Origin of the sequence: Dyadobacter sp. CY356 (assembly GCF_021440195.1) — a bacterium.
Classification (GTDB): Bacteria; Bacteroidota; Bacteroidia; order Cytophagales; family Spirosomataceae; genus Dyadobacter.
This window is the reverse complement of sequence record NZ_JAJTSZ010000003.1, coordinates 330237-343234: the sequence shown is the minus strand read 5'-3', so window position 1 is coordinate 343234 and position 12998 is coordinate 330237. Positions and strand designations below refer to the sequence as shown.

Annotated in this window: 12 protein-coding genes; all 12 read left to right on the top strand. The window is 36.7% G+C overall.

The window, feature by feature from the left end; genetic code table 11:
* Positions 1-7 precede the first annotated feature (7 nt).
* The 12 genes from LXL81_RS13300 to LXL81_RS13245 all read left to right on the top strand — a co-directional run bounded on the left by LXL81_RS13300 (position 8) and on the right by LXL81_RS13245 (position 12609).
* Positions 8-889, top strand: a complete 882-nt coding sequence (locus tag LXL81_RS13300; RefSeq protein WP_234647277.1) for an N-acetylneuraminate synthase family protein — start codon at positions 8-10, stop codon at positions 887-889.
* Positions 886-1608: a cytidylyltransferase domain-containing protein gene (locus tag LXL81_RS13295; RefSeq protein ID WP_255713707.1), complete on the top strand. Its 723-nt coding sequence runs from the start codon at positions 886-888 to the stop codon at positions 1606-1608. The genes LXL81_RS13300 and LXL81_RS13295 overlap by 4 nt, the downstream gene beginning before the upstream one ends.
* Positions 1609-1610: 2 nt before the next feature.
* Positions 1611-2576 (top strand): Gfo/Idh/MocA family protein, encoded by a 966-nt coding sequence (locus LXL81_RS13290; RefSeq protein WP_234647276.1) that lies wholly within the window; start codon positions 1611-1613, stop codon positions 2574-2576.
* Entirely contained in the window at positions 2573-3409 is an 837-nt protein-coding gene (locus LXL81_RS13285) for an SDR family oxidoreductase (RefSeq protein ID WP_234647275.1), read from the top strand. The genes LXL81_RS13290 and LXL81_RS13285 overlap by 4 nt, the downstream gene beginning before the upstream one ends.
* 25 nt (positions 3410-3434) lie before the next feature.
* Entirely contained in the window at positions 3435-4289 is an 855-nt protein-coding gene (locus tag LXL81_RS13280) for an ABC transporter permease (RefSeq protein WP_234647274.1), read from the top strand.
* A gap of 2 nt (positions 4290-4291) precedes the next feature.
* Positions 4292-5539, top strand: a complete 1248-nt coding sequence (locus LXL81_RS13275; RefSeq protein ID WP_234647273.1) for a polysaccharide ABC transporter ATP-binding protein — start codon at positions 4292-4294, stop codon at positions 5537-5539.
* A 315-nt stretch (positions 5540-5854) separates the two neighbouring features.
* Positions 5855-7147, top strand: a complete 1293-nt coding sequence (locus tag LXL81_RS13270) for a hypothetical protein (RefSeq protein ID WP_234647272.1) — start codon at positions 5855-5857, stop codon at positions 7145-7147.
* The gene (locus tag LXL81_RS13265; RefSeq protein ID WP_234647271.1) at positions 7144-8088 is read left to right on the top strand and encodes a hypothetical protein; all 945 of its coding nucleotides are present in this window, start codon (positions 7144-7146) and stop codon (positions 8086-8088) included. The genes LXL81_RS13270 and LXL81_RS13265 overlap by 4 nt, the downstream gene beginning before the upstream one ends.
* Positions 8057-9097, top strand: coding sequence for a glycosyltransferase family 4 protein (locus tag LXL81_RS13260; protein WP_234647270.1), 1041 nt, complete (start codon positions 8057-8059; stop codon positions 9095-9097). Before LXL81_RS13265 ends, LXL81_RS13260 begins: the two co-directional genes overlap by 32 nt.
* 10 nt (positions 9098-9107) lie before the next feature.
* Entirely contained in the window at positions 9108-10241 is a 1134-nt protein-coding gene (locus LXL81_RS13255; protein WP_234647269.1) for a glycosyltransferase family 4 protein, read from the top strand.
* Positions 10238-11362, top strand: coding sequence for a hypothetical protein (locus LXL81_RS13250; RefSeq protein ID WP_234647268.1), 1125 nt, complete (start codon positions 10238-10240; stop codon positions 11360-11362). The genes LXL81_RS13255 and LXL81_RS13250 overlap by 4 nt, the downstream gene beginning before the upstream one ends.
* Positions 11341-12609 (top strand): O-antigen ligase, encoded by a 1269-nt coding sequence (locus LXL81_RS13245; protein WP_234647267.1) that lies wholly within the window; start codon positions 11341-11343, stop codon positions 12607-12609. The genes LXL81_RS13250 and LXL81_RS13245 overlap by 22 nt, the downstream gene beginning before the upstream one ends.
* The last annotated feature ends 389 nt before the right edge of the window (positions 12610-12998 follow it).

Below are 12998 nucleotides of genomic sequence, written 5' to 3'. Positions count from 1 at the left end.
ACTATTTATGAATTATCTGAATTATCAACCGCCAAAAATCGTCGCAGAAATTGGCTGTAATCATATGGGCAATCTTGATATTGCCAAAGAACTAATTTTCCTGGCAAAGGAATGTAAAGCAGATTATGCCAAATTTCAAAAAAGAAATCCAAAAGAATTATTAACAAAAGAACAGTTTAATTCACCACATCCCGTCCCCTATCAGTCATATGGAGCAACCTATGGTGCGCATCGTGAAGCTTTGGAGTTTGATATAAATCAGCATACGGAACTGAAAAAATATGCCGAAAATATTGGAATCGGATATGCCTGTTCGGTTTGGGATTTAACTTCTGCGAAAGAAATTGCAGCGCTTAATCCTGATTTCATAAAAATCCCGGCGGCTAATAATTGCAATTTTGAAATGCTGGTTTTCCTTCGGGATTTTTATCACGGAGACATTCATCTTTCTGTTGGTATGACAACCTGGAAGGAAATTGTTACAATTGTCGACCTTTTTGAACAAACCCATCAGGCAAAAAATCGCCTGGTTCTATACTGCTGTACTTCGGGCTATCCAATCGATTTTAAGGATGTTTGTTTACTGGAACTGCGAAAATTATTTTTTCACTTTGAAAGTAAAATCAAAGAATTCGGCTTTTCCGGCCATCATCTTGGTATTGCGATTGACGTTGCGGCCTATACCTTGGGGGCAAACTGGGTTGAGCGACATTTTACAAAGGACCGGACCTGGAAAGGAACAGACCATGCCGCTTCTCTGGAAGTTCCTGGTTTACAAAAAGTTGTAAGAGATTTGCATCATACCTATGATGCTTTGACTTTCAAACAAGACGATATTCTTGATGTTGAAAAAATCCAGCGCATCAAATTAAAATCACACACCCTTTGAAAGAGATTTTAGCGATCATTCCCGCAAGAGGTGGCAGCAAAGGGCTTCCGGGAAAAAATATAAAACTTATGGCCGGATATCCATTGATTGCTTACAGCATCAAAGCGGCGTTAATGTCATCATCCATAACAAGGGTGATCGTCTCGACCGATTCCGGGGAAATTGCAGAAGTAGCCAGATTTTACGGTGCCGAAGTTCCCTTTCTCCGGCCATCCGAATTTGCCAATGACCTGAGCACGGATCTGGAAGTTTTCACGCACGCACTGGAATGGCTTGAAATAAATGAAAATTATAAGCCGGATCTGGTTATTCAATTTCGCCCGACTTCACCAATCCGATTTGTTCATGATATTGAGATTTGTATCCATAAAATGCAAAGTTCAGATGCTGATAGTTTGAGAATTGTTACTCCCGCTTTTCATACACCTTTTAAAATGTGGGTTTTGGATGAATCAAGTTCACAAATGCAGCCATTACTTCAACAAGATATGATCCCGGAATCCTACAATCAACCGCGGCAGAATTTGCCTCAAATTTATTGGCAGATCGGAACGCTGGATGTGATTCGAACGGAAGTAATCACCAAGCAAAAATCCATGTCCGGTTTAAAAATCCTCCCCTATATCATTGAGCAGCAGTTTGCCATAGATATTGATGATCTGGAAAGTTTTCATCGTGCAGAGGAAATGATCCTGAAATTTAATTGCATAAAGTTTTAATCATGATAAAAAAAGATGACCCTATTCTGATTTTTGGTGCAGGTTCTATTGGAGAAAGACATGTTTTCATTCTCCAAAAACTGGGCTATATCAACATATGGATTTATCGCCAAAGAAATCTCCCACTTCGAAACATTGATGAAAAAACAATTAAAATTTTTAAAGATTTAGATCAGACCGATAATATAAAACCGAAAGCAGCCATTATTTGTACGCCCACATTTCAGCATTTGGAGCAAGCCATATTTTGTGTAAAAAGAGGAATTCATGTTCTGATTGAAAAGCCATTATCACATAATCTGACAAATTTTGACAAGTTACTAGATGTTACAATAAAGAATACAGCTTACGTTCAGGTGGCTTATATGCTTCGTTATCATGCCTTTTTCCAAAATATCAAATTGATTGTTGAAAGTAAGAAAATGGGAAATCTGATCAGCGTACAAACTTATTGGGGCGAGTATCTGCCCGACTGGCATCCGTGGGAGGATTATCAGCAGTCCTATGCAGCCCGAAAAGAACTGGGTGGAGGGGCTGCGCTTACTTTGAGTCATGATGTTGATTTGGTCAACTGGCTTTCCGGCAGTACAGTTACTTCCTGGAATACCTTAAAAAATCACCGGTCATCCCTGAAAATAAATGTGGAATCCGGAGCCGATATATCCATCGGTTATCAAAATGGAATTACAGCTCATTGTCATGTCAATTTTCATGAACAAAATCCAAAACGCTGGTACCGCTTTGTTTTTGATGAAGGGTCAATTGAAATTGATTACTTCAAGTCTGTTATGACGACTTATTATCAAAAGGAAATGACAATTCAAACGATCCGGAATTTCAACAGAAATCAGCTTTACGAGTCCCTGATAATAGATTTTTTCAGAAAAATTGATGAAGGAAATTTTTTTGAAGCATCATTGCGCTCTCTGGAAGAGTCAAAAATAATTATCAGTATTTGTCAAAAATGAAAACTTATCACACACACAATTCTTTATCAATTGCCGGCAAGGTGGTTCTTATCACGGGCGCTTATGGTTTGATCGGCCAAACTATCTCTTTCGCATTTCTGGAACAAGGTGCCATGGTTATTATGGCTGACATTGATGAAACCAAAAAGAGTACATTAGAAAATAAAATATCAAAAGACTTTTCCGATGATCAATTCCTCTTCCAAACCTTGGATATAGGAAATGAAAAAAGCTGCCGGAATACGATGGACGCAATTATTGAAAAATTTGGCAGACTGGATGTTCTGATCAATAACGCCGGACTGGACGCCAAATTTGATAAAGATTCCACCGGGAAAATCAACCATAGCCGATTTGAAAATTATCCTGTTGATCTGCTTCGAGAGTCAGTTGACATAAACCTGACGGGCACCATATTGATCAGTCAATATGCTTGTAAACAAATGATTAAGCAGAAGTCGGGGAATATTATCAATGTTGCATCAACCTATTCTGTCGTTTCGCCAAACCAAAATCTGTATGATTTTGGAGATGGGAATCAGCATTTCAAACCGGTTGATTACGTTGCTTCAAAATCATTTGTTCCAAATTTTACAAGATATCTGGCCACATTTTACGCGCGGGAAGGTATCAGGTGTAATGCAATTATGCCGCATGGAATTTTCAACGACCATGATGACGCTTTTCAAAAAAACTTCGCTCATTTATCTCCTATTGGACGAATGTGTGACCGCGAAGAGCTGATCGGGCCATTTACATTTCTGGCTTCCGACGCTTCAAGTTATATGACGGGAGCATTACTGTCCGTTGATGGAGGTTGGACCGCATGGTAAAATCAATCAATTATTTGATCACCAAATGAGCAACTCAGATGAAAATTGGGATTTGGAAATAGTCCCTAACACAGGACTGTTTGATATAAACTGGCGTGAGCTCTGGCAATATCGTGACCTGATCCTTTTATTTGTAAGACGTGATCTGGTGGCCACCTACAAGCAAACGATTTTAGGACCGCTCTGGTTTTTTATCCAGCCCATGCTTACAACGTTCATGTATGTCATCATTTTTGGCAACATGGCTCAAATATCAACGGATGGTTCGCCCAAAATCTTATTTTATCTGGGTGGGATAACGATCTGGAATTATTTCCAGGAATGCCTTATCAAAACTTCTGAAACGTTCATAGCAAACCAGAATTTATTCGGAAAGGTATATTTCCCAAGATTGGCAACGCCCATTTCTATTGTCATTTCAAGTCTTTTTAAATTTCTCATTCAGTTTAGCCTTTTTTTAATAACCTGGCTCTATTTTCTTTTCCATAAAACACCAGGTGTAATTCCCAATATCACCATTTTACTTTTTCCTTTTTATCTTATTTTGATGTCAGGACTGGGTTTTAGTTTTGGCATATTAATTTCTTCTCTTACAACACGTTACAGAGACCTGCGATTTGTAATTTCATTTGGCATACAACTACTGATGTATGCGACGCCAATTGTTTATCCGCTAGAAATTGCATCTGAAAAGTATAAATGGCTTTTACTTTTAAATCCTGTCACCAGCATTGTTGAAGCCTTTCGATATGCTTTCACCGGACATGGAAACATATCCTGCTACAATCTGCTATACAGTATCTTATTTATGATTATAAGTCTGTTTCTCAGTGTTATAATATTTAATCGAGTTGAGAAAACTTTTATGGACAAGATATAAACATGGCAAAAACTGTCATTCATTTCGAAAATGTTTCCAAGTTGTATCAGCTTGGCGAAATCTCGACCGGAACTATTTCCCGTGATCTTTCCCGCTGGTGGGCACTTTCGAGAGGCAAATCTGACCCCGTCAGTAAAATCGGTGAAGTTTCCAGGAAAGGCCCGGATAAAGAACTTTGGGCATTATCCGACATTTCCTTTGAAATAAAGCAAGGCGAAGTATTGGGAATCATCGGAGGAAACGGAGCCGGAAAATCAACACTTTTGAAAATTTTATCCCGGGTCACAAAACCAACTACCGGAAGAATCCGGATCCGCGGCCGGATAGCGTCATTACTCGAAGTTGGAACCGGCTTCCATCCGGATCTTACCGGTCGGGAAAATATCTTCTTAAACGGTGCCATACTGGGTATGCGCAAAAATGAAATCCAGGATAAACTGGACGAAATTGTTGCCTTTGCCGGTGTCGAACGTTATCTGGACACGCCCGTAAAACGTTATTCTTCCGGCATGTATGTCCGGCTTGCTTTTGCTGTTGCAGCACATTTAGAACCGGAAATATTGGTTATTGATGAAGTTTTGGCTGTTGGCGATGCAGAATTCCAACGTAAATGCATTGGTAAAATGAAGGATGTAAGCCAAAATGAAGGCAGAACAGTACTTTTTGTGAGTCATAATCTGGCTTCGGTTAAGTCTCTTTGCTCAAAAAGTATTTTTCTAAAAAACGGAAAACTGGAATATCAGGGAGAAACTGATCTCGTTATCAATCAATATCTTAATAATCAGACCCAAAATCAAAGTGAATTTTATTTTGAAGCGAAAGAAAATCAGGAAGCATATTTAACTTCTTTAAAAATTACGGATCATAGAAATCAGTTGATTAATTCCTTTCTCAACAATGATTTATGGAAGTTAAAAATTGGATTTCACGCCAATGATTCCATTAAAAATCTGGTCGTGGCCGTTGGAATTCTTACATCAGATAATATTCTGCTGAGAAGTGTTTTCTCAAATCCTTTTCAAACTGAAATGGGAAATTATGAAGCTGTTTTTATAGAAAACGACATCGTATATAGTGCCGGTACTTATCAGATTATTATTTCACTATCCATTAACAACCACGTTATTCAACAGATTGAAGACGGAATTTTTATAACTTTTGAAGAAACGCAGCTGCAACATTCCTTTATCAAAACAAAAAACAAAGGTTTGATTTTGAATCAAATGAAGATTGAAATTTTATCTGTTTGACATGTTTTTTCATTTATATTATTCAAATATCAATTAATCATAAAACGCATAAAATACCTTTCCTGCTGTAATTCATTGAATTGGAATTAGTAAAAATAATTTCATGCACTTTCGACACAGGAATTGTCAATTTCAAAGCGAATAACTATGTGACCAAATATTCGTTTTGAAATCTAAGATATAGTAAACCTGCTATACGCTTCACAACTCAACCAGCCAGAAAAGCCAACTATTTCTGCAAATGAAAATCTTCTGACGATCAAGTGTTAATAAATTATTTTTTAACCAAGTCGGATTATAAATTTTTCAATTGCTATGAAAATAGGAGTTCTGGCACATCATCTTGACACACGTAAAGACTTGCGGGATTTGCTCGATCTGCTAAGCCAGGATCATCATCTTGTGGCATTCATCCGCGAATCAGATGCATCGAAAATTGACAAGTTATTGCCGTCTATCACGGTTATTTCTATCCCGGTTTTTACAGGTATTTCCAGAATTTTCCAGTTAATCTGGCAGTATACCTATCTGCTGTTTGGCAAACTTCCAGCCAGTAAAAATAATTACTACCTGACCGAACATAACAAATTATTAAATTCTTCTTATAAGAAATGGTCAAGGATGATGCAATCATTTTTGCTTTCTTTAAGCAAAGTGACACCCAAAATAATACGCTACGACCAGTATCTTGATCTACAATCAAAGTTTAAAATTCCATTCAAAATCGATGCACATATTGATATCTTTTTGTGTTTTACAGAAATTTCGAGTGACTGGATCTTTGCAAAAATAATTCAGGAAAATAAACCTGTCTGGACTTACGTGTATAGTTGGGATCATGCATGCAAAATGAAAACTTTCTCCACACTGACAAACTATCTTGTTTGGAATGAAGGCATTAAAGAAGATCTGATCACTTTACAGCATATTGAAGCAGAGAAAATCAAGATTTGGGGTGCTACGCAATTTGCATCCATTGAACACTTTTTGAAATCCGGAAAAAGCGATGTTGAAAATACTGCTTATCATTTCCCATACATATACCTTGGATGTGCAACCGGTTATGATGCGCTGGCTCGTCAGGAAGTGAAATATTGCAGGCAAATTGCAGACGTTTTAATGGGCACATTACCAAACTGGAAATTAGTTTTCCGTCCTTATCCGTTTCAGAAAAACCTAAATATTTACAAGTCGATATTAAGCTTGCCAAATGTAGTTATTGATGAAAGTACTGCACCAAATGATAAATTCCTGAAAATTAAAAATGCCAAAGCTTTCTTTCACTTTGGCACTACGATGGGTTATGAAGCCATTTATTTCAATACACCGTCCTTCTTACTTGATATAGCCGATCAAAAATATGATGCGCTTTTATACGGATTTGTGCATCAATATCAAAACGACAAATATCTTAATACGACTGATTCACTCGTCATAAAAAGCGCTGACGAGCTCCATAATATTTTTCAAAATCTTGACTGTGGGCAGACTGATCATTTCCCAATTACAAAACTCCGATCAGCTACACCACTGCAATCGCTGCCAATTTTAGCAGAAAAACTTATTTCGATTATAAACATGAACAGTACCAACATATTAGCCCTATGAAACTTATCGCATCTCCGTTACTACCCCTGATTTCTGCCCCGACCATTTCCGGCCGGATATCTTTGCGTATCCTCAACGAAGTTCGGAATGTGTTTAGAAGGCAACTAAGACACGAAATCCTCAGCCGACTGCCTGCTTATGAACTGAAAGAAAATCAGTCGGAAATTCATATGCTTATTTGCAAACGTGATTTTGAAATGGCCATTATTACGGCAGCGCAATTAAATCATTTAGGAAAAAAAGGGCATTCTTTCACTTTCCATGATGATGGTACACTGGATGATCAAATGGAAGAAACTATCTCCCGGCATTTTCCAGGAACATTGGTGGTACGTCGCAAGGTTGCTGACTTTGTAGCAAGTCAAAAACTATTCGCTTATCCCAACATCCTCGAATTTCGTAAAAAGCATGTGATGGCTTTAAAGCTGATTGATACAGCAATTTGGTCGCAAAATAATCGAATCGGATATCTTGACTCTGACGTTCTTTTTTTTCGATATCCGGAGGAATATATTCAGTCTTTAAAAACAGATACCAGCACAAATTATTTCAACCAGGATATCGCTGATGCGTACATTTCCGGTACTGATAACATTAAAAATGAACTTGGTTTTTCTCCTGTTTCACGCATAAATGCAGGATTGTGGACTATGAACAAAAAGGATCTTAATCTCGATCAGATTGAACGTTGGTTACAACATCCGTTTTTCAAAAAACATCAGTCCGATTACAGGCTCGAACAAACATTTATGGCTTTACTGGCAAAAATTTCCAAAGCAGAAACGGCATACTTTTCAAAAGAGTATGATGTCTCTTTTGAGAAAAATCCTGTGGAAAGCATCTGCAAGCATTACGTTGGAAAAATACGTTATGGATATGAATTGGAAGGAATTAAATATCTGATGCACAATGAGGTTTCAAAAAATCCTTATCCTGCCTGATGCCGGCCCTGAAAATCCATTCCAGTATCAGATGATTGAATTTTTAAAAAGTCAGGGATTTGAGGTATCTGTTGGTGAGAAGAAAAATTTGGGGAGTATATATAAGGCTGTAAATCAATTCAATCCGGATATTATTTATTTTGACTGGGTTCACAGTTATATCATTGGCAGGACGTTTCTGTGGAGTTTGATAAAATCACTGTTTTTCGTTTTAGAAATTTCATATCTCTGTTTTTTTAGAAAAATTCCAATCATTCATACATTACATAACACTCAAAATCATGGCGGTTACTGGCTAAAATGGGAGCAAATTATCTACGGTTTTTTTCTAAGAAAATGCGCTAAAATCAGAGTTTATTCAGAAACCATACGACAAGAAATCATCAGGAGATTCGGGGTTCCGTCAGGCACAGTTTACATTATTCAGGATATACCTTATCACCATTATTATCCTGATAACATATCAAAAAAAGAAAGCAGAACTTATTTTAATATCATTGAAAACGGCTTTACATTTCTATTTTTTGGTAAAATAAAACAATATAAAGGACTTGAAGATTTGATCCGGGCATTTGAAAATATTAAAAAATCTGGTGATTATCTTTTGATTGCAGGAGAATGTTTGGATAACAATTACCTCAAATACATTAAAAAAATAACCGGAAACTGCCCTGAAATTATGTGGTATGACCAGTTTATCAATAAGGATGAAGTTCAGTATTTCTTCAATGCCGCTAATGTCGTTGTATTACCTTTCACCAGAATTGATCATTCCGGAAGTATTGATTTAGCCATGTCATTCAGCAAGCCGGTTATAACCTTAAAAACCGGAGCGGCTACCGAGTTATTAGCTCATCAGGACTGCTTACTTTTCGAAACTTCGTCTACACTGGAATCCTGTATGGATCTTGCCCGCAAAATAAATTTAGAAGAAATTGGTATTAAAAATTTCAAAAAAGCAGATTCTTCGAACTATCATGAGTTATTGACATTGTTTCAAAAAGTATAAATCGTTGATCATGAAAATACTTTTCTGTACTAATACATTCGAAAATGTTGTTAACGGGCCTTCAAAATTTGCCAATTATTTGTTGGAAATAAACCACCGGTTCCAACATGTAGAAATCCGTATTTTAACAGAAGATATTTCAACCGACTCCCTGGCTCAATATAAAAATAAGGTATTCCGCTTAGATCTTAAACTGAACTTCCACACCAAAACCTGGGGATTTGTTTACAGAATGTTCCCTTATTATCAAGCTTGCCTTAAAGTCAGGGCCGAATATATGTTTGACATGGTTGTCTTCAACAATGCCATAACCGGAATTTGGTCTGCTATAAAATTTAACCTCCCGGTTATCGGCATGATCAATGACGATAATAGTGCTTCCATTTCCTGGCAGAATTTTGACGGAAGCCGAAGGTGGTTTCGTCATTTTATTTTCAAATTTTTTGAAAGAACAGCGTTCGTCTTTGAATCAGGGATTATTGTTAATTCTCATTTTTTGCACGACTTACTTTCAGGAATTTATAGACCGGAACCTTCCAAACTCCAAATTTTGCATAAAGGAATCCGGATTAATGGTCCTCGTCCATTGCAATTACCCTCGCTAAACGCACCTGTAAAAATCCTGTTCGTAAAGTCAGATTTTAAACGCGGTGGGCTTTTCGATTTATTGGATGCGCTTAATTTGTTAAAAGATATCTCATTGGAATTGCAAATTGTCGGGCCTAAACTGATTCACAAACAAGAAGTTTTGGAGAGAAATAATTCAGCAAATGTGATGATAAACTTCATCGGGCCAGCGTCAGAAGAAGTGGTAAATAAACTTATGCTGAAAAAGGATTTCCTTATCATTCCGGCGCGGCAAGAAGCTTTTGGTGTTGCTAACATTGAAGCTCTGGCAACTGGTTTAAGTGTTATCACAAGTAATGTTGGCGGAATCCCGGAAGTAATGGATTCAGGAAAAAATGGATGGATGATTGTACCGGGCAACCCACAAGCATTAGCAAAAATCATCAAACATGCCATAGAAAACCCACAGGAACGACTGGTTAAACAACAAAACGGTTATGATTTCGTCTGTCAGAATTTCTCATATGAACAGGTGCTGAATCGTTTTCTTGAAATTCTTGAAGGGTATAAACCATGAAAATGATTTTCGTTTCCAACAATTGGTCCGATGCGCATCAGCAAACGCGTTTGAAAGCCTTAGCTAAATTGAAAGTATCTATTCTTTGCATTGCAGTCCGGCGAGAATATTACAAAGTAAACTCACCCTATTTCCCCATTATTATCGGAAATGTGGCACACGGCAGATATACAAAACGGATCGGTATTTACGTCAGGCTTCTTCATCAGCTTTCAAAAAATGTTGTCAGCAAAGATTGTTTGTACGTTTTAGGATTCGATTTAATGATGGTTAGCCTGATCTTCCGATTTTTTTCAGGTAACAAAATCAAAATTATTTATGAAGTGCCGGATGTCAGAGAAATGTTTTTTGCCACTTCAATTAGGGGTAATTTAATCCGATGGGTTGAAAGAAGCGCCATTCCCAAAATTGATTTACTTGTCGTTACATCCCCGGATTTTCTTACCCACTACTTTGTCGGCTTACGAAAAATACCAATTCAGAATTCATTGATTATTGAAAATAAAATTCACCCAACCGACAATGAAAACCCGCATCCGGAATTAATTACAGAAATTCCGGATCTGAATAGAAAAATAAGGATTGGTTATTTTGGAGTGCTAAGGTGCCCCGCTTCTCTGGATTGTTTGATTAAACTTTCTCAAAATGGTAAGTATGAAATTATTCTTAGAGGAATATTTATGCCTTTGACCAGGCATTATGAAAAAGCAATTCTTGACAAAAAACACATGCACTATCTCGGTCCTTATCAGGCTCCACAAGATCTGAAATTCAATTATTCCACTGTTGATATTGTCTGGGCAGCTTACCCTTTTTCTGACAGGGCAATTGGAAATCACCTTTATGCCAGAACAAACAGATTTTATGAAAGTTTATATTTCAAAAAGCCGTTCATCGTACAAGAAGGAACTTCAGATGCTAAAACTGCAAAAATGCTGGGAAACATAGCACTGGAAATAAATCTGAAAAATGAAGAGGAAACAATAAAATTTCTTTGCCAAAACCTTACTCCGGATAAGCTGTCGATACTTGGCAAAAATATGTTTACAATTCCGAAAGAGAAGTATCAGATCACAAATGAATATAACGATTTGGAAACGTGGTTACAGCTAAACAGATAGTATCAGGAAAAATCAACAATAATATCATTCTCCCCGTTATTATATTTTTCTTTCTCAATATCGGAAATTATTCCTTTCTGAGATATTCAATACATGGCACTGAAATCCCTTCAAATATCCTGAACCTGATCTCAGGTTTCAGAATATTACTTCCATTCTGGATTGTAGTATACTCCTTTAATCTCCACATAAAACTTACTGCCAAGATTTTATTGCAAAATATTGATATTGTTGCCCTTAGTTTAAGCTGGATGTTGTCCGGACTTTTAAGCCTCGAAATTTCGAGCTACTTGTTATACGGTATCTGGACATTGCTTTCACTTTGGGCGATTTTATTATTTATTTCCTACACTGCAATTATTTCGCAAAGCCTTCCAGCATTTTCACTCAATATTCTTAGGGTCATTTGGTATGGCAACTTTGTAATTCTTATACTGGATCTCGTCAGTTTGATATTTCTCAAACCCATGGGCGGAATGCTGAATATATTTTTTGCTTCAAATACTTTTTGGGCATACCCTACCATGATCATGGGAATTCTGGCATTGATAAACATAAGATTCACCCCGGCCAGCTTGGTTAAAAAGCTTTATTATCTGGCCGTTTTGATATTATCTGTGATCGCAGTTTATTTTTCGGCACGCAGAAGTCCACTTTTTTGCCTGATTCTCACCATCCCATTGCTCTATTTCCCGTTAAAATCTCCACAGATCATTTTAATAATTTTCCTTTTTATTTCCTCCTATTCATTCATAGATTCTACCACTGGTAAACATTTACTTGCCTCTCTCCCTGATTCCTATATGAAATACCGGATTGAAAGAATGTTCGGACTTGTACAAGGCAGAACGGAAACGTCTTATTCAGGAAGGCAGAAAATATGGGACATTTATCTTGATGCTTTTTACGAAAAGCCCGTAATGGGCGAAGGGCTTGCGGCTGTGAACCGGATAACTGAAAATATCAAAAATAAGGATGAACGGCTTTCGGCTCATAATACCTTTATTGGATTATTAGCCGAAACAGGATTGGCAGGGACTTTGTTATTATTTGTTGTTATGCTAAGAAGTATATTTTTAGCAGGAAGAATGAGAAGTGCAATCTGGACTAAAATTTATATTATTCTTTTTATTCCAACCTTACTAATAAATTGGGTTGAATATAATCTTATCCCTGGCCAGGTTTTCTTTCTCTACACAATGATCATTTGGTTACTGCCACGAGGATTACAGTATCTCAAAATATAATTTTTCAATACCCCTAAAAAAACAAAGACATGAAAAAATTTCATGCCCTGTTTCACACTATACACACACTATATTTTTAATATTTTTATATCTCGTCTGGATTGGTCTAATAAGTATTTTCGAAACACAAAATAACACATTAATGTTATCAGAAAAAAATTTCGATTATGATTTTATTTATATAACACTCAAAAGAATATCTTTTTTTAATAAAAGCAAAATCTATTATGAAAATACTTCAATCACTGCAAAAAAATATGATTTGATTAGTATTACCAATATTTTTAAAACTTCATTGCAGTATTAATTTCCATTCTGAGCATTAATTACCACTATAATCTTAATGCGTTTAAAAGCCGACCTGTTACTGGTAACATGAGTTTCGCCAT